This is a genomic window from Delftia sp. DLF01, assembly GCF_014852125.1.
Classification (GTDB): domain Bacteria; phylum Pseudomonadota; class Gammaproteobacteria; order Burkholderiales; family Burkholderiaceae_C; genus Comamonas; species Comamonas acidovorans.
In genome coordinates this window covers 142,326-167,996 of sequence record NZ_JACVAZ010000005.1, presented here as the reverse complement: position 1 = coordinate 167,996, position 25,671 = coordinate 142,326, and the positions used below count along the sequence as shown (strand labels likewise).

The 25,671-nt window shown below is 66.8% G+C and carries 25 protein-coding genes; 21 read left to right on the top strand and 4 right to left on the bottom strand.

What is annotated here, in order from left to right:
- The first annotated feature begins 76 nt into the window (after window positions 1-76).
- Both IB269_RS24485 and gstA read left to right on the top strand, forming a co-directional pair.
- On the top strand, window positions 77-664 hold the full coding sequence (locus IB269_RS24485) for an NADPH-dependent FMN reductase (protein ID WP_099732601.1): 588 nt from the start codon (window positions 77-79) through the stop codon (window positions 662-664).
- 95 nt (window positions 665-759) lie between these two features.
- On the top strand, window positions 760-1,368 hold the full coding sequence (gstA, locus tag IB269_RS24480) for a glutathione transferase GstA (protein WP_013799958.1): 609 nt from the start codon (window positions 760-762) through the stop codon (window positions 1,366-1,368).
- Between the two features lie 60 nt (window positions 1,369-1,428).
- Here gstA and IB269_RS24475 read toward each other — a convergent pair whose 3' ends face one another.
- Window positions 1,429-2,202 (bottom strand): IclR family transcriptional regulator, encoded by a 774-nt coding sequence (locus IB269_RS24475; RefSeq protein WP_065344964.1) that lies wholly within the window; start codon window positions 2,200-2,202, stop codon window positions 1,429-1,431.
- A gap of 114 nt (window positions 2,203-2,316) precedes the next feature.
- On the opposite strand from IB269_RS24475, the gene IB269_RS24470 reads away from it, so the two are divergent.
- The 6 genes from IB269_RS24470 (at window position 2,317) to IB269_RS24445 (ending at window position 6,869) form a co-directional block, all read left to right on the top strand.
- A complete protein-coding gene (locus tag IB269_RS24470; protein ID WP_047469596.1) occupies window positions 2,317-3,072 on the top strand; it encodes an SDR family NAD(P)-dependent oxidoreductase in 756 nt (251 codons plus the stop codon).
- Between the two features lie 13 nt (window positions 3,073-3,085).
- Window positions 3,086-3,472, top strand: a complete 387-nt coding sequence (locus IB269_RS24465) for an NIPSNAP family protein (RefSeq protein WP_063327853.1) — start codon at window positions 3,086-3,088, stop codon at window positions 3,470-3,472.
- Window positions 3,473-3,484: 12 nt separating this feature from the next.
- Window positions 3,485-4,036 carry a VOC family protein gene (locus IB269_RS24460; RefSeq protein ID WP_012201980.1) on the top strand — a complete coding sequence of 184 codons (552 nt, stop codon included), beginning with the start codon at window positions 3,485-3,487 and terminating at the stop codon, window positions 4,034-4,036.
- Window positions 4,037-4,108: 72 nt separating this feature from the next.
- Window positions 4,109-5,083 (top strand): tripartite tricarboxylate transporter substrate binding protein, encoded by a 975-nt coding sequence (locus tag IB269_RS24455; protein WP_192368558.1) that lies wholly within the window; start codon window positions 4,109-4,111, stop codon window positions 5,081-5,083.
- A gap of 4 nt (window positions 5,084-5,087) precedes the next feature.
- The gene (locus tag IB269_RS24450) at window positions 5,088-5,669 is read left to right on the top strand and encodes an NADPH-dependent FMN reductase (RefSeq protein ID WP_192368557.1); all 582 of its coding nucleotides are present in this window, start codon (window positions 5,088-5,090) and stop codon (window positions 5,667-5,669) included.
- 81 nt (window positions 5,670-5,750) lie between these two features.
- Window positions 5,751-6,869 (top strand): alkene reductase, encoded by a 1,119-nt coding sequence (locus IB269_RS24445; protein WP_192368556.1) that lies wholly within the window; start codon window positions 5,751-5,753, stop codon window positions 6,867-6,869.
- Between the two features lie 104 nt (window positions 6,870-6,973).
- Here IB269_RS24445 and IB269_RS24440 read toward each other — a convergent pair whose 3' ends face one another.
- Complete coding sequence (locus tag IB269_RS24440) at window positions 6,974-8,668, bottom strand: methyl-accepting chemotaxis protein (protein WP_034397522.1); 1,695 nt, start codon at window positions 8,666-8,668, stop codon at window positions 6,974-6,976.
- A gap of 300 nt (window positions 8,669-8,968) precedes the next feature.
- Here IB269_RS24440 and IB269_RS24435 point away from each other — a divergent pair, with 300 nt between their 5' ends.
- Genes IB269_RS24435 through IB269_RS24425 form a run of 3 tightly spaced genes read left to right on the top strand, consistent with a single transcriptional unit; the run spans window position 8,969 to window position 11,288 of the window.
- Complete coding sequence (locus tag IB269_RS24435) at window positions 8,969-9,163, top strand: heavy-metal-associated domain-containing protein (protein WP_012201975.1); 195 nt, start codon at window positions 8,969-8,971, stop codon at window positions 9,161-9,163.
- A gap of 44 nt (window positions 9,164-9,207) precedes the next feature.
- Window positions 9,208-9,648 (top strand): Cu(I)-responsive transcriptional regulator, encoded by a 441-nt coding sequence (cueR, locus tag IB269_RS24430; RefSeq protein ID WP_063327858.1) that lies wholly within the window; start codon window positions 9,208-9,210, stop codon window positions 9,646-9,648.
- A 14-nt stretch (window positions 9,649-9,662) separates the two neighbouring features.
- On the top strand, window positions 9,663-11,288 hold the full coding sequence (locus tag IB269_RS24425; protein ID WP_192368555.1) for an ATP-binding protein: 1,626 nt from the start codon (window positions 9,663-9,665) through the stop codon (window positions 11,286-11,288).
- A 199-nt stretch (window positions 11,289-11,487) separates the two neighbouring features.
- Here IB269_RS24425 and IB269_RS24420 read toward each other — a convergent pair whose 3' ends face one another.
- Window positions 11,488-12,243, bottom strand: a complete 756-nt coding sequence (locus IB269_RS24420; RefSeq protein WP_192368554.1) for a TetR/AcrR family transcriptional regulator — start codon at window positions 12,241-12,243, stop codon at window positions 11,488-11,490.
- Between the two features lie 130 nt (window positions 12,244-12,373).
- Between IB269_RS24420 and IB269_RS24415 the strand changes: the two genes are divergently transcribed.
- From IB269_RS24415 to IB269_RS24380, 8 genes are all read left to right on the top strand, one after another.
- Window positions 12,374-13,258, top strand: a complete 885-nt coding sequence (locus tag IB269_RS24415; RefSeq protein ID WP_192368553.1) for an ABC transporter ATP-binding protein — start codon at window positions 12,374-12,376, stop codon at window positions 13,256-13,258.
- The gene (locus tag IB269_RS24410) at window positions 13,255-14,136 is read left to right on the top strand and encodes a branched-chain amino acid ABC transporter permease (protein ID WP_016447280.1); all 882 of its coding nucleotides are present in this window, start codon (window positions 13,255-13,257) and stop codon (window positions 14,134-14,136) included. Before IB269_RS24415 ends, IB269_RS24410 begins: the two co-directional genes overlap by 4 nt.
- A gap of 22 nt (window positions 14,137-14,158) precedes the next feature.
- A complete protein-coding gene (locus tag IB269_RS24405) occupies window positions 14,159-15,196 on the top strand; it encodes a branched-chain amino acid ABC transporter permease (RefSeq protein WP_141833087.1) in 1,038 nt (345 codons plus the stop codon).
- A 37-nt stretch (window positions 15,197-15,233) separates the two neighbouring features.
- The gene (locus tag IB269_RS24400) at window positions 15,234-16,415 is read left to right on the top strand and encodes an ABC transporter substrate-binding protein (protein ID WP_192368552.1); all 1,182 of its coding nucleotides are present in this window, start codon (window positions 15,234-15,236) and stop codon (window positions 16,413-16,415) included.
- Window positions 16,416-16,428: 13 nt separating this feature from the next.
- Window positions 16,429-17,247: an ABC transporter ATP-binding protein gene (locus IB269_RS24395; protein ID WP_192368551.1), complete on the top strand. Its 819-nt coding sequence runs from the start codon at window positions 16,429-16,431 to the stop codon at window positions 17,245-17,247.
- Between the two features lie 145 nt (window positions 17,248-17,392).
- Window positions 17,393-19,228 (top strand): AMP-dependent synthetase/ligase, encoded by a 1,836-nt coding sequence (locus tag IB269_RS24390; RefSeq protein WP_192368550.1) that lies wholly within the window; start codon window positions 17,393-17,395, stop codon window positions 19,226-19,228.
- A 9-nt stretch (window positions 19,229-19,237) separates the two neighbouring features.
- Window positions 19,238-20,026, top strand: a complete 789-nt coding sequence (locus IB269_RS24385) for an enoyl-CoA hydratase/isomerase family protein (protein ID WP_097204847.1) — start codon at window positions 19,238-19,240, stop codon at window positions 20,024-20,026.
- A gap of 99 nt (window positions 20,027-20,125) precedes the next feature.
- Complete coding sequence (locus IB269_RS24380; RefSeq protein ID WP_013799943.1) at window positions 20,126-21,313, top strand: acetyl-CoA C-acyltransferase family protein; 1,188 nt, start codon at window positions 20,126-20,128, stop codon at window positions 21,311-21,313.
- A 60-nt stretch (window positions 21,314-21,373) separates the two neighbouring features.
- On the opposite strand, the gene IB269_RS24375 is transcribed toward IB269_RS24380, so the two are convergent.
- Window positions 21,374-22,447 carry a recombination-associated protein RdgC gene (locus IB269_RS24375; RefSeq protein WP_192368549.1) on the bottom strand — a complete coding sequence of 358 codons (1,074 nt, stop codon included), beginning with the start codon at window positions 22,445-22,447 and terminating at the stop codon, window positions 21,374-21,376.
- 311 nt (window positions 22,448-22,758) lie between these two features.
- Here IB269_RS24375 and IB269_RS24370 point away from each other — a divergent pair, with 311 nt between their 5' ends.
- Together IB269_RS24370 and IB269_RS24365 are read left to right on the top strand one after the other, a co-directional pair.
- On the top strand, window positions 22,759-23,304 hold the full coding sequence (locus tag IB269_RS24370) for a Spy/CpxP family protein refolding chaperone (protein ID WP_063327868.1): 546 nt from the start codon (window positions 22,759-22,761) through the stop codon (window positions 23,302-23,304).
- 175 nt (window positions 23,305-23,479) lie between these two features.
- Window positions 23,480-24,142, top strand: coding sequence for an acyloxyacyl hydrolase (locus tag IB269_RS24365; RefSeq protein WP_099732609.1), 663 nt, complete (start codon window positions 23,480-23,482; stop codon window positions 24,140-24,142).
- Window positions 24,143-25,671 lie beyond the last annotated feature (1,529 nt).

Below are 25,671 nucleotides of genomic sequence, written 5' to 3'. Positions count from 1 at the left end.
TGCACCGCAGGATGCTGCGCGCCGCCGCCCGCAGGGCGGCCCGCTTGCAAGAAACATGTGCAGGGCCTGTGATGCAATGGCGGCCATGCAGATCCTCATCTTCGCGGGCAGTACCCGCCAACAATCGCACAACCGGCGCCTGGCCGCCGCCGCCGCCGACATGGCGCGCGAACTGGGCGCCCAGCCCACGCTGCTGGAGCTGTCGGATTTCGACATCCCCATGTACAACGCCGACCTGGAGGCCAGCGGCACGCCGCCCGACGTGCTGCGCTTCAAGGCCGCGCTGCACAGCCACCCGGCCTGGCTGATCTGCTCGCCCGAGTACAACGGCAGCTACCCTGCCCTGCTCAAGAACGCCATCGATTGGGCTTCCAGCCCCGTGGCCGGTGATCCGGTCTGGTCCGATGGCACCCTGCCCTTTCGCGGCAAGGTCGTGGGCATGGCCAGCGCCTCGCCCGGCGGCCTGGGCGGCCTGCGCGCCCAGTCGCACCTGGCGCCGCTGCTGCTGAACCTGCAGTGCTGGCTGGCCCCCGTGAGCCACGCCGTGGGACAGGCAGGCCAGGCCTTTGACGAGGCCGGCCGCCTGCAGCGCCCCCAGGACCAGCTGGGCATGAAGGCCGTGCTGGAGCAGGTGCTCTGGGCTGCACAGCGCCTGTCGGCCTGAACCCTGCCGCCAGCGCGGTCCCATCATGCGCAGCCCCTGCACATGGGGTTAGCATGGGCGCTTGTCTTTCTTACCCTGATCGGAAGCCATCCACCATGAAGCTCTACTACAGCCCTGGCGCCTGCTCTCTGTCTCCCCACATCGTCCTGCACGAGGCAGGCCTGGCCTACGAGCCGGTCCTTGCCAGCACCAAGACGCACAAGCTGCAGGACGGCACGGACTACTACGGCATCAACCCGCTGGGCTATGTTCCCTTCCTCGTGCTCGACGACGGCGACACGCTGCATGAAGGCCCGGCCATCGTCCAGTACCTGGCCGATCTGGTCCCCGAGAAGAAGCTGGCGCCTGCCAACGGCACCATGGCCCGCTACCACCTTCAGGAGTGGCTGAACTTCATCGGCACCGAGCTGCACAAGGGCTTCGGCCCCCTGTTCAACCCCGCCACGCCCGACGACTACAAGCCCGTGGTGCGCCAGCGCGTGCTGGACCGCCTCAAGTGGGTGGACGGCGAGCTCAATGGCCGCGACTACCTGATGGGCGAGCAGTTCACCGTGGCCGACGCCTACCTGTTCACCGTGACGGGCTGGGCCCAGTTCGTGGGCGTGGACATCTCCGAGCTGACCAACCTCCTGGCCTACCGCGAGCGCGTGCTGGCCCGCCCTGCCGTGCAGGCCGCGATGAAGGCCGAAGGCCTGCTCAAGTAAGCAGCGCCGAGCCCGGGCTCGGCGGCACAAGGGGCCGGCTGGTGTGAACCAGCCGGCCCCTTATCTTTTGCGCGTGCGGATGCGCTGCTCTATCTGGGCCGCCGCAGCGCGCACCTGCTGGGCGATGCGCCGCACGCGCGCCGCCGTCATGCGCTGGGTCAGCGCGGCCACGCTGACCGCCCCCATGGCCTGGCCCATGCTGTCGCAAAAATGCGCGCCCACGGCCGTCACGCCCAGGCTCACGCGGTTCTGTATCACGGCCACGCCTGCGCGGGCCGTTTCCTCGCAGGCCAGGCGCAGCCCCGCATCGGTGAGCTTGCCAAAGGCCGGCAGGGCGGGCGCCACGCGCTCGATGATGGCCTCACGCTCCTCGGGCGCAATGGCGGCCAGCACGGCCAGCCCCCCGGCGCCCACGCCCAGCGGGCGCCGGCTGCCGACCTGCAGCACCAGCGTGCGTATGGGGAAGTCGCCTTCGAGCCGGTGCAGGCACACGGCCTCGAATCCGCTGCGCACCACCAGGTAGGCCGTGTCCTCGGTTTCACGTGACAGCGCCGCCATGGCCGGCTCGCACAGGTCGCGTATGTCGTGCAGCATCGACCCCGCCAGGCCCAGCTCGAAGGCCAGCGGCCCCAGCCGGTAGCGGTGGGTCTGGGCGTCGTGCACCACCAGGCGCTCGGCAATCAGCTGCTTGAGGATGCGGTGGGCCGAAGGGTGGGGCACGCCGGATTTTTCGGCCAGTTCGCTGAGCGGGCAACCGCGCGCGCCCCCGGTCGCCAGCAGCTTGAGAAAGGCCACGCCCCGCTTGAGGGAGCCAGCATCGGACGATGAGGTCATGTTCGTTTATCGGACAACTGAGTGGCGCCACCGGGCGATTTGAAAACAATCGGAATGGCCGATCAACCACGGCCCGGCCAGGGCACGGCAAGGCCGGGCGCCACGGATTTCCGAATGATGCAACTCTCCCATCCGCCATTGCAAGACAGAATCGCCGTCGTCACCGGCGCCAGCAGCGGCATAGGCGCCGCCACGGCGCGGGCCCTGGCCCGCGAGGGCGCCACCGTCGTGATCGGCTACCACCAGGGCCGCGACCGCGCCCAGGCGCTGCGCGAGGAACTGCCGGGCAGCCACCACACGCTGCAGCTGTCGCTGCAAGACGAGGCAAGCCACGCCACCGCCGCCCAGTGGCTGCAGCAGCACCTGGGCCGGGTGGACCTGCTGGTCAACTGTGCGGGCTTCACCGAGCGCATCGCGCACGCGCAGATCGATGCGCTGGAGCCCGCTCTGTTCAACCGCATCCTGTGCGCCAACGTGGGCGGCACCTATGCCGTGACGCGGGCCCTGCTGCCGCTGCTGCGCGCCTCGCAGGATGCCGCCGTGGTCAACGTGTCCTCGGTCTCCGCCTTCACGGGCCTGGGCAGCAACATGGCCTATTGCGCCGCCAAGGCCGCGCTGGACACGCTGACGGTGTCCATGGCGCGCGCCTTCGGCCCGGTGCGCTTTCTCTGCGTCTCGCCCGCCGCCGTGGACACGGGCTTCGTCGGGGGCCGCAGCCGCCAGGAGCTGGAGAAAAAGGCCGCGCACACGCCGCTGGGCCGCGTGGTCGAGCCCGGCGATGTGGCGCAGGCCATCCTCGCCTGCGCCACGCATCTGCGCACGGCCACGGGCACGCGCATCGTGATCGACGGCGGCCACAGCCTCGGTTGAAAAAAGGCACGGCATGCTCGTCGAACAACGCACCTACACCGCCCACCCCGGCAAGTGGCGGGACTACCTGGCGCTCTACCAGGCCGAGGGCCTGGAGCTGCAGCAGCGCATTCTGGGCCGCATGGTCGGCTACTACACCAGCGACTCGGGGCCACTCAACCAGATCGTCCACCTGTGGGCCTATACGGACCTGAACGAGCGCGCCGAGCGCCGCGCCCGCCTGCTGGCCGAGCCACGCTGGCAGGCCTATGTGGCGCGCATGCTGCCGCTGCTGCAAAGCCAGGAATCGAAGTTCCTGGTCCCGGCCCCCTTCTTCCAGCCCCAGTGGAGCGGCTGCCAGGAGCCGCTCCACGGCGCCACAGGCCCCGCGTCCACTTCCGGCCCCCTTTCCACCGACTGACAGGAGACATCCATGCTGTGCAAAAAGCTTCACCACGCCGCCTACCGCTGCAAGGACGCGGCCGAGACCGTGCGCTTCTATACCGAGGTGCTGGGCCTGCGCTTCACCCACGCCATGGGCGAGGACCATGTGCCCTCCACGGGCCAGTACAGCCCGCACATCCACATCTTTTTCGAGATGGAGGACGGCAGCTCCATCGCCTTCTTCGAGTGCCCCAGGGACCCGGGCCAGATGAAGGACATGGAGTCGCCGGGCTGGATACAGCACTTCGCCTTCGAGGTCGCCGACGTGGACACCGTGCTGCGCGCCCGGCAGGACCTGCTGGACCGGGGCATTGACGTGGTGGGCCCCACCAACCACGACGACTTCATCACCTCCATCTACTTCTTCGACCCTTCGGGCCACCGCCTGGAGCTGACCGCACGCACGGCCGACGCGGCGCGCCACCAGGTCTTCGAGCAGGAGGCCATGCAGGTGCTGGCCCTGTGGAACGAGACCCACGACTGGTCGCAGCGCGAAAAGCTCTACGGCGCCCAGACCGGCTACGCACGCGCGGACCGCTAGCCGCAACACCAGCCAGGCCAGCCAGGCCACTGGACACGTCCGCAGCGCGCAATACAAAAAAGGAGACATGACATGACTGCCATCACCCGACGCACGGCCCTGCTTGCAGGCGCCGCCTCACTCGCCCTGCCCACGGCCCGGGCCCAGGGCGGTTTTCCCAACCGGCCCATTCAATTGATCCACGGCTTTGGCGCGGGCGGCAACGCCGACGTGGTGGCCCGGCTCGTGGCCCAGAAGCTGCAGGAATCGCTCAGGCAGCCCGTGGTGGTGGAGATCAAGAGCGGCGCGGGCGGCTCCATTGCCAGCAACTTCGTGGCCAAGGCGGTGCCGGACGGCTACAGCCTGGTCATGCTCACGGGCGCGCACACCGTGTCGGCCGCGCTGCGCAAATCGCTGCCCTACGACGCGGTCAAGGACTTCGCCTTTGTCTCCACCGTCTCGTCCTTTCCCTTCGTGGTGGCCGTGCGCGCCGAGCATCCCGCCAGGACCCTGGCCGATCTGCTGGCCATGGCCCGCAAGGAGCCGGGACGCATCACCTTCACCTCGGTGGGCGTGGGCTCCACCCAGCACATGGCCGGTGAGCTGCTGGGCTCCACGGCCAAAGTACAGCTGCTGCACGTGCCCTACCGGGGCGGCGGCGCACCCGTGCAGGCCGTGATAGCGGGCGATGTGGACGTGCTCAGCGACACGCTGACCGTGGCCATGCCGCACATCAAGTCGGGCCGGCTGCGCGCCCTGGCCGTCACCAGCGCCCAGGCCTGGCCCACCCTGCCCGAGGTGCCGCCGGCCTCGGCCGTGCTGCCCGGCTTCGAGGTGCGCTCCTGGCTGGGCCTGGCCGCGCCCGCAGGCACGCCCGCCGACGTGGTGCAAAGGCTGGCCGCCGAAACCCACAAGGCCCTGAAGGAGCCCGACCTGCTCCAGGCCCTGGCCAGCGCCGGCAGCGCGGCCACGCCCTGCAGCCCCGAGGAGATGCGTGCCATGGTGGGCGCCGAAATCGCGCGCTGGCGCGGCGTCATCCAGCAGGTCGGCATTCCGCTGCAGGCCTGACGCCATGGACATCATCGGCCTGTGCGGCAGCCTGCGCCGCCATTCACTGAACCGCATGCTGCTGGAGCTGGCGGGCGAATGCCTGCCACCCCAGGCCACGATGCAGGTCTGCGACTGGCGCGCGCTGCCGCCGCTGGATGCCGACCTGCTGGCCACGGGCATGCCCGAATCCGTGCACCAGTTGCGCGAGCGCATCCGTCGTGCCGACGCCATAGTGCTGGCCACGCCCGAGTACAACTTCTCCATTCCAGGCATGTTCAAGAATGCGCTGGACTGGATCTCGCGGGGCGACGACCAACCCTTTCGGCACAAGCCCGTGGCCCTTGTCTCGGCCTCGCCGGGCCCGCTGGGCGGGGCGCGCGTGCAGTACGAACTGCGCAAGGTATTGCAGTGCATGGAAGCCGACGTGCTGGCCCGGCCCGAGGTCTTCGTGGGCCAGGCGGCGCAGAAATTCGACAGCCAGGGCCTGTGCACCGATGCCGCCACGCGCAGCTTCGTGACGGCGCAGATGCAGGCGCTGGGGCGACTCGTGGCACAGCACCGTCGCCTGCACGACAGCGCGCAAATCCCTGGCCTGCACGATTGATTCCATGGGCGTAATCTGTGCCGTACGCCGCGCCGCCCGCACGGGTGGCGCTTTTGCTTCACGCACAGAAAGCCCCGTTGCATGACCTCTCTGTTCGAACCCATACAGGCCGGCGAGCTGCGCCTGCCCAACCGCATTGCCATGGCGCCGCTGACGCGCAACCGCGCACCCCAGGCCCTGCCCAACGACATCATGGTCACCTACTACGCCCAGCGCGCCGGTGCCGGCCTGCTGATCAGCGAAGGCACGGCCATCAGCCACCAGGGCCAGGGCTATGCCCATGTGCCGGGCCTGTACGGCAGCGAGCAGCTCGACGGCTGGAAGCGCGTGACCGACGCCGTGCACAAGGCCGGCGGGCGCATCGTCACCCAGCTGTGGCATGTGGGCCGGGTCTCGCACACCTCGCTGCAGCCCGAAGGCCAGGCGCCCGTGGGGCCGTCCCCGGTAGCGGCCAAATCCAAGACCTATGTGATCGACGAGGACTCGGGCAAGGGCCAGTTCGTGCCCACCTCCGCGCCGCGCGCGCTCGCCCAGCACGAGCTTCCCGCCATCGTCCACAGCTTCGCCGTGGCCGCGCGCAATGCCGTGGAGACGGCCGGCTTCGACGGCGTGGAGCTGCACGGCGCCAACGGCTATCTGCTGGACCAGTTCCTCAAGACCGGCGCCAACCAGCGCGATGACGACTACGGCGGCAGCATCGAGAACCGCGCCCGCCTGCTGCTCGAATGCACGCGCGCCGCCGCAGATGCCGTGGGCGGCGGCCGCGTGGGCATCCGCCTGTCGCCCGTGACGCCGGCCAACGACATCGCCGATGCCGACCCCCAGCCGCTGTTCGAATACGTGGTGCGGCAGCTGGCGCCGCTGGGCCTGGCCTACATCCACATCATCGAAGGCTCCACCGGCGGCCCGCGTGAGTTGCCCGACCGGCCCTTCGACTACGCGGCCCTCAAATCCGCCTACCGCGAGGCCGGCGGCCAGGGCGCCTGGATGGTCAACAACGGCTATGACCGCGACATGGCGCTGCGCGCCGTGGAAAGCGGCCACGCCGATATCGTGGCCTTCGGCAAGGCCTTCATCTCCAACCCCGACCTGGTCCACCGCCTGCGCGACGACCTGCCGCTGAACCCCTGGAACTCCAGCCTGTTCTACGGCGGCGGCGCCGAAGGCTATATCGACTACCCGCTCGCGCGCCAGGCCTGATTTGCGGCGCTGCAAAGCAAAAAGCCCGCAGGCCATGCCTGCGGGCTTTTTCGTTCGCGCGATTCACGGCGTCACGTGAAACAGGGCCGCTGGCCCCTGCCTTCTCAGGCGTGTTCCAGCAGCTGGGTCTCGCGGGCCGAAGCCAGCGGGGCGCGGCCGGCAGCCGGGGCCAGGCCGGGCTTGCCCTGGCCGGGACGGCCATAGGAAGCATGCGAGCCCATGGACGCCACGGCCGCACCGGCAATGCGGAACTGGCCCACCACCTGCGCCAGGCGCGCGGCCTGCTCGCGCAGCGACTCGGCGGCGGCGGCCGATTCCTCGACCAGGGCTGCGTTCTGCTGCGTCATGCGGTCGATATCACCCACGGCCTGGTTGACCTGGCCGATGCCGCCCGACTGCTCGCTGGAAGCCGCCGTGATCTCGCCAATGATGTCGCCCACGCGCTGCACGCTGTCCACGATTTCCTTCATGGTCTTGCCTGCATCCTCCACTTGGCGCACGCCCACGTCCACGGCCTGCACGCTGGTCTGGATCAACGCCTTGATCTCGCTGGCCGCCTGGGCCGAGCGCTGGGCCAGCGAACGCACCTCGGCCGCCACCACGGCAAAGCCGCGGCCCTGCTCGCCGGCGCGCGCCGCTTCCACGGCGGCGTTCAGCGCCAGGATGTTGGTCTGGAAGGCGATGGAGTCGATCAGGCCGATGATGTCGCCGATCTTGCGGCTGGAGGTCGTGATCTCCTGCATGCTGACCACCGCCTGGGCCACCACGTCGCCACCGCGCGTGGCCGTGGTCGAGGCAGAGGCCGCCAGCTGGTTGGCCAGCTGCGAGGACGATGCCGTCTGCTGCACCGTGGCCGTGAGCTGGGACAGCGAGGCCACGGTCTCCTGCACATTGCTGGCCGTCTGCTCGGTGCGCGAGGACAGGTCCTGGTTGCCCGTGGCGATCTCCTGGCTGGCCGTGGCGATGTTGCCGCTGGCGTCGCGCACCTGGGTCACCATGGAGCCCAGGCTCTGCTGCATCTGGTCCAGCGCGCGCTGCAGATCGGCCACCTCGTCCTTGCCCTCCACCTTCACGCTCTGCGACAGATCACCCTGGGCAATGGTCAGCGCCGTCTGGCGCGCCTGCACCAGGGGGCGGCAGATGGACAGCATGTTCATCAGCGTCAGCGGCACCACCACCAGCACCGTGAGCACCACGGCCGCCACGAAGATCCACTGCGTCTGCTCGGCCACGCCCTGCTCCTCCGCGGCCATGGCATCGACCTGCTGGCGCAGCAGCTGGTCCAGCTGGGCGATGAGCTTTTCGACCTCGGCCACCTCGGCCATGGCCTTGCCGCTCATGCGGTTGGCCGTGGTCGCCGTGTCATAGCCACCGGCCTCCAGCTGCCGCGCAATGTGCTCGAACTGCTGGCGGTAGCGGTCCACGCGTTCGGAGATGCCGCTGACGATGGCATCGTCGGCCGGGTCCTCGTCCTTCAGAAAGCGCTCGGCCACGGATTTCACGCGGTCGATGGCGGCCAGCCACTGGGTGTGGGCCTTGCGCACCTCTTCGGCACGCTCGTACTGGATGATCATGTCCTTTTCATGGGCGCGCACGGCACCCAGCTCGGCGCGCAACTCCACCATGTAGCCCATCTTGGCGTACGAGGTATGCATGAACTGCTGACTCATGCCATGGATGCGGAACATGCCCAGCATCCCGGCTCCGCCCAGCAGACCCAGCAGTACCAGCACCATGGCGATGGCACCCAGCATCCGCGTGCGGATCGTGAAAGCCCGCATCATTCCCAACAAGTTCATGACCGTTTTCCTCTCTGTCAGTCAAGGCGCCCGCACGGTCTCCAAATGCATAGCGCCAACGTAAATACAAATTGTTGCAGTTTGTCAGATGATCGCCAATGGCCTATGACGGTTTTTGCCTATTCACGGCTCTTTTCGATCTATCGGCCATAGCAGCGGATCATTGAGCCGGCCGACTCACATCGAATTGGGCCAAATCAACCCTTGTCCAGCCAGACGCTTGACCTTGCCATGGTGTCAGGGTTCAACATGCCGTCCATGGCTTGCGCCACTTCGGCGCGCCCCAACCAGGAGCGAGAGATGCAACATGTTTTCACCGTGCAGGGCATGACCTGCGGCCACTGCGAACGCGCCGTCACCCAGGCCGTGCAGGGCGTGGATGACCAGGCCCAGGTAAAAATTGATCGCGCCGCCCAGCGCGTGGAAGTCGACAGCAGCGCCAGCCGCGAGGCACTGGGCGCCGCCATTGCCGAAGAAGGCTACAAGGTCGCCTGAGAGACACCTCAAAGACACCCGAAGGCATCCGAAAGGCACGCACCATGTCCGCCCACCCCGCACAGCACTGGCCCGTCTCCATCGGCGAGGCCGCGCGCCGCGCCGGTGTCTCGGCGCGCATGGTGCGCCACTACGAAGCCCAGGGCCTGCTGCCGCCCATGCACCGCACGGACGGCGGCTACCGCCAGTACGCCGAGGCCGACGTGCACGCCTTGCGCTTCATCCGCCGGGGGCGCGACCTCGGCTTTTCCATGGACGAGATCGCCACCCTGCTCGGCCTGTGGCAGGACAAGAGCCGCGCCAGCAGCCAGGTCAAGGCCATCGCCCAGCGCCACATCGACGAACTGACCGAGCGCATCGCCGCCATGCAGGCCATGCAGCGCACGCTCAAGACCCTGGTGCACTGCTGCCACGGCGACGACCGGCCGGACTGCCCGATATTGGATGATCTGGCGGCGCCCGACACAGTGGGAAGCGGCGCTTAATTTAAGCTGTGGGCATGCTCACCACGCCCACCCAGCTTCACCAATGGTTGCTTGAGCCTGAAGGTCAGCGGCTTGAGTTCAAGGAAGCCAAGCAGCGTTATGACTTTGAAAAACTGCTCAAGTACTGCGTAGCCCTGGCCAACGAAGGCGGCGGCGCCATCGTGCTGGGCGTGACCGACAAACGACCTCGCCTCATCGTAGGTACGCAGGCGTTCGAAGACCCGGGCCGCACCGAGGCCGGATTGCACCAGAGACTGGGCCACCGTATCCCTGTTGAGGAACTGCGCCTGCCGCAAGGCCGTGTGCTGGTTGTGCGTGTGCCCTCCCGGCTGCCCGGCACGGCATGGCAGATCGAAGGCAGCTTTCTCAAACGGGCTGGCGATGATCTGGCGGCAATGAGCGCGCAAGAACTGCGGGCCATCTTCGATGAAACCGGCCCCGACTTTTCGGCACAGCCATGTCCAGGGGCCACGCTGGAGGATCTGGAGCCGTCATCCATTGCATTGTTCAGGGAGCGCTGGGCGCGCAAAGGCAATACCCCTCGCAGACGCGAACTGAGCGACGAACAGACCTTGCGGGATGCGGAGTTGCTCGTAGAAGGCAATCAGGTGAGCTATGCCGCGCTCATCCTGTTCGGCAAAAGAGCGGCTCTGACAAGATGGTTGGCCCAGGCGGAGCTGGTATTTGAATACCGGTCGTCCGAAGCTGCAGGACCAGCCGCCGATCGCGAGGAATTTCGAGAGGGCTTTTTTGCGTGGCAGGACGCGCTCTGGAAAAAGATCAACTTGCGCAATGACCGCCAAAGCTACCAGGACGACTTTTTCCGCATGGACCTGCCGACATTTGCCGAGGTTCCGGTCCGGGAAGCGCTCCTGAATGCGGTTGCCCACCGGGACTATCGCTTGGGTGGTTCGATTTTCGTCAGGCAATTTTCCAAGCGGCTGGAGGTGATCAGCCCGGGAGGGCTGCCGCCCGGAATCACGCCCGAGAACATCATTGACCAACAGAATCCGCGCAATCGCAGACTTGCCGAAGCCCTCGCCCGCTGCGGCTTGATCGAGCGCTCTGGTCAAGGCCTGAACCTGATGGTGGAAAGCGCCGTGCGACAAGGCAAGCCCCTGCCCAGCCTTGCGGGAACATCCGCCCACGAAGTACGGCTGACCCTGGAAGGTGGGGTGCGCAACCCGGCCTTCGTACGCTTCATGGAGCACCTCGGCGAAGAGAAGCTGAGCAGCTTCTCGACATTGGACTACCTCGCGCTGGAATGCCTGCAACAGGAAAAGCCGCTGTCTGCCCCTTTGAGGGAACGCCTTGCAGGCCTGCTGGCGGCGGGAGCGGTGGAATCCATAGGTCGGGGCAAAGGGACGCGCTACATCCTGTCCGAGGCCTTGTATGCATCTTTGGGCGCCAAAGGAACGCATACCCGGCAACGCGGCCTGGACAGAGAGACCAACAAGGCGCTACTGCTCAAACACCTCACAAAGCACAGAGAGCATGGCGCTGCGCTGGCCGAACTGCGGCAGGTGCTGCCGTCCTTGCCAATGAGTGCCGTTCAGGATTTGCTGAAAGAGCTGCGCAATGAGGGGCGCCTCCAACTGATGGGTGCGCGCCGTTGGGCACGATGGCATCTGTCGGATTGAGATCTGCAGCGTTTGCGCCGTGGCATCAAGACCGGTCTATGAGTCCAAAAGATGCCAAGTTCTTTAGCCTCTTTTACGAGCGCAAAAAACTGTTTCCCCACAACGACTTATAAAGCACCTCAAATTTTCCAGAGGCTCTTTTAGGCACTTGGAAACACGTCCATAGAACCAAAGCGCCGCGGGTATGTGCAGCTTCGGCTCAATCCTTGGGGGCGCTTGCCGCGCGCTTTGCGGAGGCTGCGCGCCGAGCAGGCTGCGCCCTGCGCAACACACCCCCCATCAAGGTATCAATGCACTGCTGCGCCACTTCCTCGGCCGAGTACTGGCCGCCAGGCTGGTACCAGCGGCCTATCCAGCTGAGCGCGCCAGCAATCACGAAGGCCGTCATCTTGGGGTCGCAGGGGGCCAGCGAGCCCTCCTGCACGCCAGCGGCCACCAGGCGGCGGAAGGCCTGGTCTATGGCGGCCTTCTGGCGGCGCAGTTCGCGGCGGCTGTCTGGGGGGACCTGTTCGTCGCCGACACGGATCAGGCACATGCCGAAGTCCATGGTGACGATGCGCGCATAGACCTGCATGCAGGCGCGCAGCTGGTCCACGGCCTGGCCGCCTGCGCGGCGCGAAGCCTCGATGCCTTCCAGCGTCATGGCCAGGCCCTGGTTCACGCACTGCAGCAGGATCTCGTCCTTGTTCTTGACGTAGTAGTACAGCGTGGGCTTGCTCACGCCCAGCCGCGCGGCGATGTCGTCCAGCGAGGTGGCGGAGAAGCCGCGTTCGTTGAACAGCTGCGCGGCGGCCTGCAGCACGGCCTGGCGCTTGGCCTCGCGCTGCTGCTCGCGGTCGGGCGTGCCGCTCCAGGGCGAGTCCACGGCGGGCGCCGCACGGCCTTTGCCGGCGCGGGTTCCGGGGCTGGGGCTGGGGCTGGGTCGGGTCTTGGTTTCAGGGCTCGATGGCTTCATGGCGGCGGGTGCACCGGGGAAATCACCGATGCTGCATGCGGTGGGCGACAACCAGAATCTACTCCAAAGTAAACAGCCTACGCATCAGTAGGCTCCTGCCCGGCTCGACGAACCAACGCACGAGAGCGCCATGGAGACACACCCCGACGGCGGCCCGCCCGCCCCCTTGCTGCAGGTCGATGGCGTCACGCTCGCCTTTGGCGGCGTGAAGGCGCTGTCGGGCGTGGGCTTCGATGTGCAGCCCGGCTCGATCACGGCGGTGATCGGCCCCAACGGCGCGGGCAAGACGTCGCTGTTCAACACCATCTCGGGCTTTTACCGGCCCACGGGCGGCTCCATCCGCTTCCAGGGCGAGGACATCACGCGCATGCCGGCGCCGCGCCGCGCGCGGCTGGGCCTGGGGCGCAGCTTCCAGAACATTGCGCTGTTCCGGGGCATGACGGTGCTGGACAACATCAAGCTGGGCCGCCACGCCCACCTGCGCACCAACGTGCTCGATGCCCTCCTCTACCTGGGCCGCGCGCGCCGCGAAGAGGCCGAGCTGCGCCGCGACATCGAGGAGCGCATCATCGATTTCCTGGAGATAGACCACATCCGCCATGCGCCCGTGGCCGCCCTGTCCTACGGGCTGCAAAAGCGCGTGGAGATGGCGCGCGCCCTGGCCATGCAGCCGCGCATCCTGATGCTGGACGAGCCCGTGGCCGGCATGAACCGCGAGGAGACCGAGGACATGGCGCGCTTCATCCTCGACGTGCGCGCCGAATGGGGCGTGACCGTGCTCATGGTGGAGCACGACATGGGCATGGTCATGGACCTGTCCGACCATGTGGTGGTGCTCAACTTCGGCCAGGTCATCGCCCAGGGCACGCCCGCCGTGGTGCAGGCCGATCCCGAGGTGAACCGGGCCTACCTGGGCGCCGGTGATGTGGGCGAGCTGCGGCGCCGGCTGCGCGGCGCGTCCGCCCGGCCAGAGCCCGCCACGCCGCAGCCTGCCCTGGCACAGAGGGCCGCATGATGGACTGGGCCTACCTGTTCGAGATCGCCCTCACGGGCCTGGCCGGCGGCGGCCTGTATGCGCTGGCCGCGCTGGCCTTCGTGGTGGTCTACAAGGCCACGCGCGTGGTCAACATCGCCATCGGCGAGCTGCTGATGGTGGGCGCCTACCTGTTCTTCACCTTCGCGGCCATGTTCGCGCTGCCGCTGTGGCTGGCCATTCCCGCCGCCGTACTGGGCACGGGGCTGCTGGGCGCGCTGATCGAGCGCACCATGATCCGGCCGCTGCTGGGCGAACCGCCGATCTCGGTGTTCATGGTCACCGTGGGCCTGGCCTCGGTGCTGGTGGGCCTGGTGGAGCTGATCTGGACGGCCGACCAGCGCCGCCTGCCCGAGTTCATGCCCACGCAGCCCGTGATGATCGGCGAAGCCTTTCTCGCGCCCAAGGTGGCCTGGGGCGCAGCCGTGGCCGTGGTCTTCATCGCGGCCGTGCTGCTGGTGTTCCGCTACTGGCGTGGCGGCGTGGCCCTGCGCGCCACGGCCAGCGACCAGGCAGCGGCCTATTCGGTGGGCATCAACGTGCCGCGCGTGTTCTCGCTGGCCTGGGTGGTGTCGGCCATGATCGCGGCGGTCTCGGGAATCATCGTCGGCTCCATCGGCGGCATCTCGTCGAGCATGGGCGTGTTCGGCCTGTCGGTGCTGGTGGTCGTCATCGTGGGCGGGCTGGACAGCGTGCTGGGCGCCCTGGTCGGCGGCCTGTTCATCGGCCTGGTGGAGGCGCTGGCCGGCGCCTACCTGGGCGGCGAGTACAAGCTGCTGGCCACCTTCATCGTGCTGGTCGTGGTGCTGATGCTCAGGCCCTACGGCCTGTTCGGCACGCACGAGATCGAGCGGCTCTAGACAGCTTCAGAAAGACGGCAGCATGCGCATAGGCACCCTCAAGGAAAGCTACATCGCCGATGCGGCGCTGTTCGACTCCCGCACGCAACGCATCTGGCTGGCCATGGCCGGCGCGCTGCTGCTGCTGTTTCCCTTCATGGCCAGCGACTACTGGCTGTACCTGGCCTGCCTGGTCAGCATCAACGTGGCCGGCGCCACCGGGCTGAACATCCTCACCGGCTACACGGGCCTGGTGAGCCTGGGCCAGGCCGCCTTCATGGGACTGGGCGCCTACACGGTGGCCATCGTGCAGGCACGCTGGGGCACGCCCGTGCTGTTCAACCTGCTGGCGGGCGGCTTCGTGGCCATGCTGGGCGGCATCGTGGTGGGCCTGCCCTCGCTGCGCGTCAAGGGCCTGTACCTGGCGATTGCCACCATCGCGGCCTCGTTCATCGCCCATTTCCTGTTCGCCAACCTCAAGCTCACGGGCGGCACGGCGGGCCTGACGCTGCAGCCGGCCACGGTGTTCGGCGTGGCGCTGGACACCTCGTTCCGGCTGTACTGGGTGATCGTGCCCGTCACGCTGCTGATGCTGCTGGGCGCTGCCAACCTGTTTCGCACACGCATAGGCCGCGCCTTCATCGCCATCCGCGACCGCGACATCTCGGCCGAGGTGCTGGGCATACCGCTGCTGCGCTACAAGCTGCTGTCGTTCGGGCTGTCCTCGTTCTACGCAGGCGTGGCGGGCGGGCTGTGGGCGTACTTCTTTCGCGTGGTCACGCCCGAGAGCTTTCCCCTCTTGATGTCCATCTTCTTTCTGGCGGCCATCATCGTCGGCGGCATGGGCTCGATCCTGGGCGGCATCCTGGGCGCGGTCTTCATGACCATGGTCCCGGAGCTGCTCAAGCTCATCGTGGACCTGCTGCCCGGCGGCTCCGAGCTGGCCGTCTTCCTGTCGCCCGTGCGCACCATGGTGTTCGGGCTGCTGATCATCGTCTTTCTGGTCTTCGAGCCGCAGGGGCTCGCAGAAATGTGGCGGCGCCTGCGCCGCTTCTTCCACCTGTGGCCCTTCCGCAATTGAGGCGGCGCCGCGCACGACAAGCAAAAGGAGACAAGCAATGCAGCAACACCCGACCTCCTCGCGCCGCCGCAGCCTGCTGCTGGCGGCCGGCGCCAGCCTGGCCGCACCGCTGGCCGCCCGCGCCCAGGCTGGCGGCGAAGACATCGTGATCGGCGGCTCCATCCCCATGACGGGCGTGTTCGCCTTCGCGGGCGTGGGCATCAATGCCGGCATGGGCGACTACGTGAAGATGGTCAACGAGGCAGGCGGCATCAAGGGCCGCAAGGTCCGCTACGTGCCCGAGGACACGGGCTACAAGGTCGATGTCTCGGTGGCCGCGTTCAAGAAGATCACCAGCCAGAACAAGGTCAATCTCTACTACGGAGACTCCACGGGCTTTTCCAAGACCATCAACCCCGAGCTGGACCGCAACGGCGCCATCCTCATGGCGGGCGCCTCCTTCGCCACCGAGCTCAACAACCCGGCCAAGTACCCGAACCAGTTCCTCGTGGGACCCGACTACACGGAGATGTTCGGCATCCTGCTCAAGCACGTCGCCAAGGAAAAGCCGGGCGCCAAGGTGGCCTTCGTCTACTCCGACTCCGAATTCGGCCGCGACCCCATCGAGGCCAGCGAGGCGGCCGCCAAGAAGCTGGGCCTGAACGTGGTGGCCAAGCTGATGACGCCGCCCGGCAGCGTGGACGTTTCCACCGAAGTCATCAAGCTGCGCCGCGCCGCGCCCGACTACACCATCTTCCACGGCTACATCCTCGCGCCCATTCCCGAGTTCATCCAGCAGGGCAAGCAGATGGGCATGACCAGCCAATGGATGGGCACCTTCTGGACCATGGACAGCTCCACCGTCATGAAGATGGGCGAGGCCGGCGACGGCTTCATGGGCGTCATGCCCTACCGCTACTACTACGACACCTCGGCCAAGGCGCCCATGCTGGACAAGATCCGCGCGCTGCGCCCCGAGTACCAGAGCACGGCCTATATCCAGGGCTTCCTGGCGGCCATGCTGTTCGTGGAATCGGCCAGGCGCTGCCTGGACGCGGGCAAGCCGCTCACCGGCCCCAACCTCAAGGCCGCGCTCAATTCCATCAAGGACTTCGACACGGGCGGACTGATCGGCGTGCCCATCACCATCAAGGGCAATTCGATTCCCGTGGGCCGCGTCTACAAGGCGGATATGAAGGCGCAGAAGATGCTCCCAGCGTCCGACTGGATAGCGCTCTGAATCCCGTGGCGCCATGACCCAGACTGCCCAGGATCTGGTCCTCGAAATCAACAACATCGAGGTCATCTACAACAAGGTCGTGCAGGCCCTGCGGGGCCTGTCGCTGGCCGTGCCGCGCGGCCAGATCGTGGCCCTGCTGGGCAGCAACGGCGCGGGCAAGAGCACCACGCTCAAGGCCGTCTCGGGGCTGCTGGCGCTGGAGGACGGCCTGCTGGCCAGCGGCAGCGTGCGCTACAACGGCCAGTCCACCGCGCAGTACGCGCCCCAGCAGCTGGTGCGCCTGGGGCTGTCGCATGTGATGGAGGGCCGGCGCGTGTTCGAGGACCTCACGGTGGAGGAAAACCTCGTGGCCGCCACCTACGCGCTCACGGGCCGCAATCAAGTCAAGCCCGACTTCGACCTGGTCTACAGCTACTTCCCGCGCCTGCATGAGCGACGCAAAGGCCTGGCCGGCTATCTGTCGGGCGGCGAGCAGCAGATGCTGGCCATTGGCCGCGCGCTGATTGCCGAGCCCCAGCTCATGCTGCTGGACGAGCCCTCGCTGGGCCTGGCGCCGAAGCTGGTGGAGGACATCTTCACCATCATCGCGCGCATCAATGCCGAGCGCGGCACCTCCATGCTGCTGGTCGAGCAGAACGCCACCGTGGCCCTGGCCGTGGCGCACAGCGGCTACATCATGGAGAACGGCAAGATCGTCATCGACGGCCCGGCCGAACGCCTGGCCCAGGATGCCGACGTGCGCGAGTTCTACCTGGGCATGGGTGGTGGCGGCGAGGCAAAAAGTTTTCGCGACCTGAAGCACTACAAGCGCCGCAAGCGCTGGTTGTCATGAAGCACCCCCTGAGTCGCTTCGCGCCTTCCCCCTCTCTCCCGCTTCGCGAGGGAGGGGGACAGCACCCTCGGTGCGGGGCGGCCCTTCCTCGGTGCTCCCGTGTGGGGGCACGCCAGTGTCACAGGCAGCGCGATGGGTCATTGATATGAAGAACCTTCCCGAACTCACCCTGCCCCAGATGCTGGCCGAACGCGCGCGCAGCGATGCCCAGCGCGCGGCCATACGGCAAAAGGACTTCGGCATCTGGAAGCCCACCAGCTGGACGCGCTACCACGAGCGTGCCAGCCACTTCGGGCTGGGCCTGGCGCAGCTGGGCCTGCCGCCAGGCGGCCACATGGGCGTGATCTCCGAGAACCGCATCGAGTGGGTGCTGGCCCAGATGGGCGCGGGCCTGATCGGCGCCATCACCGTGGGCGTGTACCCCACCAGCCCCACGCCCGAGGTCGCCTATGTGGCGGGCCATGCCGATGTGGACATCATGGTCTGCGAGGACCAGGAGCAGACCGACAAGCTGCTGGCCGCCCTGCCCCAGCTGCCGCGCCTGAAGAAGATCATCGTCATGGAGACCAAGGGCCTGCGCAGCTTCGCGCCCGAGGTCCGCGCCCTGATCGCCACCTTCGACGAGGTCGAGCGCCTGGGCGCCCAGGCCGCCAGCCGCGCCCCCATCGAACAGGCGCTGGCACGCCAGACGCTGGATGACGTGGGGCTGATGATCTACACCTCGGGCTCCACCGGCAAGCCCAAGGGCGCCATGATCACCTACCGCAACATCCGCGGCGTGGTGCCCGGCATTGCCGAGCGGCTGGGGCTGGACGGCGGCACGCGCCACCTGTCCTACCTGCCGCTGTGCCACGTGGCCGAGCAGATGCTGACCAGCTTCGTGCCGGTCTACCTGGGCTCTCAGGTGCACTTCGGCGAGTCCATCCGCACGGTGCAGGAAGACCTGCGAGAAGTCGCGCCCAATATGTTCCTGGGCGTGCCGCGCATCTGGGAGAAGCTGCACGCGGCCATCAGCATCAAGATGCAGGAGACCGGGCCGCTGCGCCGCGCGCTCTACCGGCGCGCCATGGCGGCCTGCGCGCCGCTGGCCGAAAAGCCCCGCAGGCAGTGGAGCCTGGCCGAGCGCCTGGCCTGGGCCGCCAGCTACTGGAGCGTGCTGCGCGCGCTGCAGAACTTCATCGGCCTGCGCGAGGCGCGCGTGGCGCTCACCGGCGCCGCGCCCATACCGCCCGACGTGGTGCGCTTTTTCCGCACGCTGGGCGTGCCGCTGATCGAGGTCTACGGGCTGACCGAATCCACGGGAATGGTTACCGGCCACCGCCTGGACGACGTGGCCGTGGGCACCGTGGGCGTGGCCACCGAAGGCGTGCAATGGCGCATTGCCAGCCATGACGGCCAGCCCGGTGACGAAGGCGACGGCAGCGGCGAGCTCCAGATCAAGGGCGACATGGTCTTCGCGGGCTACTACAAGAACCCCGAGGCCACGGCGCAAAGCCTGCAGGACGGCTGGCTGCACACGGGCGACGTGGTGCGCGTGCAGGGCGGCCAGCTGCGCATCGTGGACCGCCTCAAGGACATCATGATCACCGCTGGCGGCAAGAACCTCACGCCCTCGGAGATCGAGAACACCATGAAGTCCAGCCCATTCATCAAGGAGTGCATCGTCGTGGCCGAGGGCCGCAAGTTCGTGGGCGCGCTGGTGCAGATCGACTACGAGACCGTGGGCCAATGGGCCCAGGCGCGGCGCATCCCCTTCACGCATTTCCGCTCCCTGGCCGAGATGGCCGAGGTACGCGCGCTGATCGATGCCGAGATCGCGCAGGGCAATGCGCGCCTGGCCCAGGTCTCGCATGTGCGGCGCTTCCATCTGCTGACCAAGGAACTGGACCACGACGATGGCGAAGTCACGGCCACGATGAAGGTGCGCCGCTCGTCCATCTACAAGACCTACGCCGCCGAAATCGACGCCCTGTACCACTGATCCGCTCCCATGACCGACACGCAAGACACCCCGCTGCTGCTGCACCGCGAAGGCGCCATCGCCACGCTGACCTTCCACCGCCCCGCCGCCCTCAACGCCATCGACGTGCCCATGGCGCTGGCACTGCGCGACGCCGTGCGCACCCTGGCCCAGGACCGCGCGCTGCGCTGCGTGGTGCTGGAAGGCGCGGGCCGCGCCTTCATGGCGGGCGGCGACCTGGACACGCTGGCCGCCGACCCCGTGCGCGGCGCGGCCGAGCTGCTGGCGCCGCTCAACGAGGCCGTGGCGCTGCTGGGCCAGCTCGATGCGCCCGTCATCGCCAAGGTGCATGGCGCGGCGGCAGGCGCTGGCCTGTCGCTGATGCTGCAGGCCGACTTCGTCTACGCGGCCGAGGGCACGCGCTTCAACCTGGCCTACATCAACCTGGGCGCCAGCTGCGACGTGGGAGCCTCCTGGGCGCTGCCGCGCATCGTGGGCCTGCGCAACGCGCTGGAGATCGCCATGCTGGGCGAGACCCTGGACTGCGCCCAAGCGCAGCGCCTGAGCCTGATCAACCGCGTCCTGCCGCCCGCCGAACTCGACGCCGCCGTGCAGCAGCTGGCCCAACGCCTGGCCGCCGGTCCCACGGTGGCGCTGGGCCATATGCGCCGCCTCATGCGCGCGGGCCTGGACCGCAGCCTGCGCGACCAGCTGGCCGCCGAGGCCTGCGCCTTCGATGCCTGTGCGCGCACGGCCGACCTGCCGCGCGGCATTGCGGCGTTCCACGCCAAGCAGGCGCCGCAATTCGAGGGACGTTGACCTGCGCCCGGAACTGACGCCGAGGCGGCTGCGCTGCCTGCCGCCTGCCCGGCACAATGCACTCCATCCCCCGTGTTCATCGCTTCGAGGAGCTTCACCATGACCCCACGCGACGTCTTCGTCGTCGGCACTGCGCGCACCGCCATCGGCACCTTCGGCGGCAGCCTCAAGGACGTACCCAACACCCAGCTGGCCACCACGGCCGTCAAGGCGGCCATCGAGCGCGCGGGCCTGGCGCCCGACGCCGTCGGCCACGTGGTCATGGGCAATGTGATCCCCACCGATACCAAGGACGCCTACCTCTCGCGCGTGGCCGCCATCGATGCGGGCTGCCCCATCGAGACGCCGGCCTTCAACGTCAACCGGCTGTGCGGCTCCGGCCTGCAGGCCATCGTCTCTGCCGCCCAGGCCATTGCGCTGGGCGACTGCGACGTGGCCATCGGCGGCGGCAGCGAGTCCATGAGCCGCGGGCCCTACTTCGACCAGGCCGCCCGCTGGGGCGCGCGCATGGGCGACGCCAAGAGCATCGACTACATGCTGGGCATCCTGCACGACCCCTGGCAGAAGATGCACATGGGCATCACGGCCGAAAACGTGGCCGAGCGCTACCACATCAGCCGCGAAATGCAGGACGAACTGGCGGCAGCCAGCCACCAGCGCGCGGCCGCTGCCATTGCGGCAGGCCACTTCAAGGAGCAGATCGTTCCCGTGGAAATCGCCACGCGCAAGGGCGTCGTGGTCTTCGATACCGACGAGCATGTGCGCGCCAGCACCACCATCGAATTGCTGTCCACCATGAAGCCCGCGTTCCGCAAGGAAGGCGGCAGCGTGACGGCCGGCAATGCCTCGGGCATCAACGACGGCGCCGCCGCCGTGGCCCTGGCCGCAGGCGATCGCGTGGCGGCCCTGGGACTGAAGCCGCTGGCGCGCCTGGTGGGCTACGCCCATGCCGGCGTGGACCCCGCCTACATGGGCATAGGCCCCGTGCCGGCCACGCAGAAGGTGCTGCAGCGCACGGGCCTGAAGATTGCAGACATGGACGTGATCGAGGCCAACGAGGCCTTCGCGGCCCAGGCCTGCGCCGTGATCCAGCAGCTGGGCATGGACCCGGCCAAGGTCAACCCCAACGGCTCGGGCATATCGCTGGGCCACCCGGTCGGCGCCACGGGCGCCATCATCACCACCAAGGCCATCGCTGAGCTGCAGCGCACGGGCGGCCGCTATGCGCTGGTGACCATGTGCATTGGTGGCGGCCAAGGGATCTCGGCCATCTTTGAAAGAGTCTGAGCGCCGCCTGAGCATGGCGATGTTTCACATGAAACATCGCCACCGCAGCCGCCTGCCGGCCTAGAAAGGCGCTTCTTCAGGCGCCGTATCCACGGGCGCCAGGGCCGGCCCCGTCAGCGCACCACGGCCCGATGCCGCTGCACGCGGTGCCGCTGGTGCCGCTGGTGTCGCTGGTGTCGCTTGTGTCGCTGTAGGAGTCTGGGCAGCGGGTGTCTGCAGCGATGCCGGCAGATCCTGGCCCAGGCCCGTGCGCCCTTCCCCGCCCAGCGCCTCGATCAGATCGGGGATGAGCTTGGACAGCTCGCCCGTGGCAATCGCCACATCGGCATCGAAGCCGCCGTCGTCCTGCGACTGGCCTTCCATCACGGCATCGAGCAGCGCGATCTTGCGGATCTGCAGACCCTCGGTCAGCACAAAGCTCACGCGGTCATCCCAGGTCAGCGCCAGGCGCGTGGGCAGCTTGCCGTGCTCGATGTGCTGGCGCACCTCGTCGATGTCCAGCGGATGGCGCGCATAGCGCACCACGGCCTTGGATTCGTCGGCGGCCTTGAGCTCGCATTCGCGGTCAATCGAGAAGCCGGCCGGGCTTTCCTGCGTGGTCAGCCAGTGCGCCATGGCGGCCTGGGCGCTGGTCTGCGTATCGACCAGGGCCAGCGCAAAGCCTGTGAGGCCCTCCACCAGCGAGCTGACCACCTCGTCGGCGCGAGCCTGGCTGCCGGTGTCCAGCACCAGGGTGCGGGCCTGCGGGTCCAGCCAGACCCACATGGCGCCCTGCTTGGTGAAGGCCATGGGCAGCAGGTCCAGCTTGGCCTCGTCCTTGAGTTCCTTCTTTTCCTTCTTGCCGGGCTTGCGGCCTTCGGTGGCCTCGATGTGGGCAGCCTTTTCGTTGACGCGGCGGTTGAGCACGCTGGCCGGCAGCATCTTGGCCTCGGTCATGAAGCGCATCACCCACTGATTGGCCACGGACTCGGCCAGCGGGCCATGGGGCTCGCCGCGCGGCGGCACCCAGCCGGCGCTGCGCTCCTGCGTGGCGCCGCACTCGGCAAACGGGCTCTTGCCCAGGGCTTCTTCAAGCTGCTGCAAATCGCCCTGCCAGCTCTCGGCAATGCGATAGACGATCATGTTTTTGAACATAGCGAACCTTTGCTCGGACGGACTGCGGCTGCGCCGCAGCAAGCGGTGTGCAACACCGGGCTGCGCCGCCTCCATCCAGAGGGAGAAAACAGAAAAAACAGCAGGGGCGCCATGCCTTGGCGCCCCGCCCGGTCATTGTGCATGCCTGGCGCCGGACGGCGCTGCACAAGCTTGTCAATTCTTTACAAGCCGTGCGCAAAACCTCACTGCCCCGATACATCGGACGACCACACTTCAATCATCCGCTGCACAGGGCTCGCCAAGTGCCTTGACGGCGGCCTTCAGTCACCCTCTCCAGAAAGGATTTTGGAATGACCACCACCTTCCGCCGCACCCTCGCCAGCGCCGCCGCTGCCACCGCCTTGCTGGCATCGTTCGCCCTGCCCTCGTACGCCCAGACCGCCGCGCCGGCAGCCCCCGCCGCCGCCACGGCACCCAAGCCCGATCGCGCCATGCACAAGCACGGCGACCGCATGGAGCACATGCAGCAGCGCATCGCCAAGCTCAAGGCCGACCTCAAGCTCACGCCGGCCCAGGAAACCGCATGGAACACCTATGCGGCCACCTTCAAGCCCGGCGAGCGTCCCCAGCGCATGGAGCGCGAGGACTTCGCCAAGCTGACCACGCCCCAGCGCATCGACAAGATGCGTGAAATGCGCGCCCAGCGCGCGGCCGATGCCGATCGCCGCGGCGAAGCCACCAAGGCCTTCTACGCCCAGCTGGATGCCAGCCAGCAAAAGACCTTCGATGCCGCCACGCTGCACAAGGGCCACCCCGGCCACCACGGCATGGACCACGGCCCGCGCCATGACCACAAGAGCGGCCAGGCCCGCCCTGCCCCGGCACCCGCCCAGTAAGCAGCCACCTGGCCTGCCTGCCACCAGCGGGCAGCCGGATTGCTTGCGCCAGCCCTTGCACGGACGCCTTGTCAGGCGGCCGACAGTGCAAGGGCTTTTTTGCTGACTCCCCGATCTTCCCCGGACTGCCTAGAGTGGAACAGGCACAGCATTGTGTGCTGCCCCGGAGAAGATCATGGCCCCCAAAAACACTCAAACGACGCCATCCAGCTGCCAGAACCACGCAACGGCGCGCAAACATCCACCAGAACGTTCAGGGCGACCAGAGCGACCAGGACGAACCGGAAGTTTTGCCGCCGTGCTGCTGGCCGGTGCAGCGGCCGTCCTGCCCCTGGCGGCGCAGGCGCAGTCCACGCCGGAATCCTCCCCCTCCATGTACCTGCAATACGGCGCGGCCGAGCACAGTGCCGACAGCTGGACCGTGGGCGTCACCGTGCCCTGGCGCAACTGGCGCCATGCGCTGTGGGGCGGCCAGCTCAGCGGCTACTGGGATGTCTGGGGCGCCCGCTGGTCGGCGCCGCTGGAGGGTCGCGATCGCGGCACCTGGGTCATCGGCGTGAATCCCACCGTGCGCTGGCGCCCCAGCAACGGGCAGTCGCCCTGGTTTGCAGAAACCGGCGTGGGCCTGAGCTGGGCGCTGAACCGTCGCTACGTCACGGACGAGAAGGAATTCCCCACGCGCTACAACTTCGCCACCCATATCGGCGTGGGCTACCTGTTTGGCAGCCAGGGCCAGCATGAGCTGGTGCTGCGGCTGGAGCACCATTCCAACGCAGGCATCAAGAAACCCAACCCCGGCGAAAACTTCCTGCAGCTGCGCTACGCCCACCATTTCTGATCACGGTTGCGGATCCCGGCAAGACCACCTTCGAGGTGGTCTTTTTTTGTCCTCAACCACCCTGTGGAAAAACCTGGGCATAAAAAACTCGTAAATCCCTGCTTATCCACAAGGAGGATGCGCCATGGAAAGTTGTGCCCAAAACGGGTGCAGCAGCGAAGCAGCATCCACCACAGGGTTTGAAGTATCTTAAGTTGTTGATTTTTATAAGACAAATTCAGTTATCAACAATTAAGCACTTCACTTACTACTACTACTAATTAAAAAATAAGAGAGATAGGAATAACAGCCAAGGACGGTTTTTCACAGCGGCAAGACCGTTCTGGATAAAAAAAGGCAGCCGATCCATCAGAAAAAAAAGCCTGTCAACAGGTCACAGCACTGGCAGACCATGTGCTCATCCCTGTCTGGCAAGCCTTCTTTTCATCTGTGTAAACCAAAAAATCCTTATAGATCAATAACTTGAAGTGCAATAAAGAAAAAAATGCACCTCGCACAAAACTGTGGATAGATGAAGACCAACTCAACAGTTATCCACAGAAAAAATCGAAACGGGCAAACTATCCCCGTTCAGGAGACACCGGGAACAGGGCTTTGATCACATGTTTTTCAATCGGGCAAGACATTGTTTTTTTTGAGAAATAGTGAGTTATCCACAGAGATGTCATGCCTCTACTACTACGACTATTCTTTATAAGAAGATCAAAGAACAACCAAAGGCGAAGTCACGCGGGGAAGCGAAGGCCGAACGGTTTTTCAAAAAAACAGACGTGCCAGGTTGTCTGGAGCCTGGGCATGTCCAGACGAGGGACTGCTCCAGCGAAATTGGCGCGCCTGTGTTCAAAAAAATTCCGGATCGGTTCGCGCGCCATGGCCGTATGCACGAAGACGCACGAAGACAAGACTTCCTCGCGGCCTCGCAGGAACGCTGTGGAACGGGCGCTTTTCCACAACGGGCTGTGCACTGGACGTGGAAGACTTCAGGAAAACGCAGCCTGCCAGGCGGACGCAAGCGGATGCGCCAGGGGCAGTGTTCGGCCATTCAAAAAAATTCAACCCCTTGTTGCCAGCCTGCAAGAGCACTGCGCATCCAGATCAGGAGCAGCAGATCCAGTCCAGGCAAGGGCAATCACGAAAAGTGATGGCTGCTGGCGCACCAGGGCAAGAGGACGTGAATCAGCCCGAGCGCTTCAGCGGCCTGCAGAGGACCGTGGAGGCTTGGCAGCTGTCAGGCCCTGGGTTGCACGCGCCAGCGCGTCCTGGGCGTTCCACAGGCCTGTTGGAGGGGTCTGTTGGCGGGTATGGCGGGGCCGGGGAGCAGGCACGGTCTGCGAGATCCAGCGGTATCCAGCGGGATCCGGGACCGTGCTGCAGAGGGCATGTAGGGAGATGCGGGAGCCGGGAAATACGGTTGCCCACAGGCTATGTGCAAGTGGCCTGTGGGCAATCGGCAAGCTCGCTGATTGAAAAAATCAGCCGTGATCAATGACTTGCGTATGCAAGGGAATGCAGTGGCGACAGGGCGTGGC

Bases quoted from the DNA above. Each gene is read 5' to 3' on its own strand.
- IB269_RS24395 (WP_192368551.1), top strand. From the start codon at position 16,429: ATGACCCAGACTGCCCAGGATCTGGTCCTCGAAATCAACAACATCGAG.
- IB269_RS24365 (WP_099732609.1), top strand. From the start codon at position 23,480: ATGGCCCCCAAAAACACTCAAACGACGCCATCCAGCTGCCAGAACCAC.
- IB269_RS24465 (WP_063327853.1), top strand. From the start codon at position 3,086: ATGCTCGTCGAACAACGCACCTACACCGCCCACCCCGGCAAGTGGCGG.
- cueR (WP_063327858.1), top strand. From the start codon at position 9,208: ATGTCCGCCCACCCCGCACAGCACTGGCCCGTCTCCATCGGCGAGGCC.
- IB269_RS24475 (WP_065344964.1), bottom strand. From the start codon at position 2,202: ATGACCTCATCGTCCGATGCTGGCTCCCTCAAGCGGGGCGTGGCCTTT.
- IB269_RS24415 (WP_192368553.1), top strand. From the start codon at position 12,374: ATGGAGACACACCCCGACGGCGGCCCGCCCGCCCCCTTGCTGCAGGTC.
- IB269_RS24425 (WP_192368555.1), top strand. From the start codon at position 9,663: ATGCTCACCACGCCCACCCAGCTTCACCAATGGTTGCTTGAGCCTGAA.
- IB269_RS24385 (WP_097204847.1), top strand. From the start codon at position 19,238: ATGACCGACACGCAAGACACCCCGCTGCTGCTGCACCGCGAAGGCGCC.
- IB269_RS24420 (WP_192368554.1), bottom strand. From the start codon at position 12,243: ATGAAGCCATCGAGCCCTGAAACCAAGACCCGACCCAGCCCCAGCCCC.
- gstA (WP_013799958.1), top strand. From the start codon at position 760: ATGAAGCTCTACTACAGCCCTGGCGCCTGCTCTCTGTCTCCCCACATC.
- IB269_RS24450 (WP_192368557.1), top strand. From the start codon at position 5,088: ATGGACATCATCGGCCTGTGCGGCAGCCTGCGCCGCCATTCACTGAAC.
- IB269_RS24380 (WP_013799943.1), top strand. From the start codon at position 20,126: ATGACCCCACGCGACGTCTTCGTCGTCGGCACTGCGCGCACCGCCATC.
- IB269_RS24435 (WP_012201975.1), top strand. From the start codon at position 8,969: ATGCAACATGTTTTCACCGTGCAGGGCATGACCTGCGGCCACTGCGAA.
- IB269_RS24455 (WP_192368558.1), top strand. From the start codon at position 4,109: ATGACTGCCATCACCCGACGCACGGCCCTGCTTGCAGGCGCCGCCTCA.
- IB269_RS24400 (WP_192368552.1), top strand. From the start codon at position 15,234: ATGCAGCAACACCCGACCTCCTCGCGCCGCCGCAGCCTGCTGCTGGCG.
- IB269_RS24485 (WP_099732601.1), top strand. From the start codon at position 77: ATGGCGGCCATGCAGATCCTCATCTTCGCGGGCAGTACCCGCCAACAA.
- IB269_RS24470 (WP_047469596.1), top strand. From the start codon at position 2,317: ATGATGCAACTCTCCCATCCGCCATTGCAAGACAGAATCGCCGTCGTC.
- IB269_RS24410 (WP_016447280.1), top strand. From the start codon at position 13,255: ATGATGGACTGGGCCTACCTGTTCGAGATCGCCCTCACGGGCCTGGCC.
- IB269_RS24390 (WP_192368550.1), top strand. From the start codon at position 17,393: ATGAAGAACCTTCCCGAACTCACCCTGCCCCAGATGCTGGCCGAACGC.
- IB269_RS24405 (WP_141833087.1), top strand. From the start codon at position 14,159: ATGCGCATAGGCACCCTCAAGGAAAGCTACATCGCCGATGCGGCGCTG.
- IB269_RS24445 (WP_192368556.1), top strand. From the start codon at position 5,751: ATGACCTCTCTGTTCGAACCCATACAGGCCGGCGAGCTGCGCCTGCCC.
- IB269_RS24375 (WP_192368549.1), bottom strand. From the start codon at position 22,447: ATGTTCAAAAACATGATCGTCTATCGCATTGCCGAGAGCTGGCAGGGC.
- IB269_RS24370 (WP_063327868.1), top strand. From the start codon at position 22,759: ATGACCACCACCTTCCGCCGCACCCTCGCCAGCGCCGCCGCTGCCACC.
- IB269_RS24460 (WP_012201980.1), top strand. From the start codon at position 3,485: ATGCTGTGCAAAAAGCTTCACCACGCCGCCTACCGCTGCAAGGACGCG.
- IB269_RS24440 (WP_034397522.1), bottom strand. From the start codon at position 8,668: ATGAACTTGTTGGGAATGATGCGGGCTTTCACGATCCGCACGCGGATG.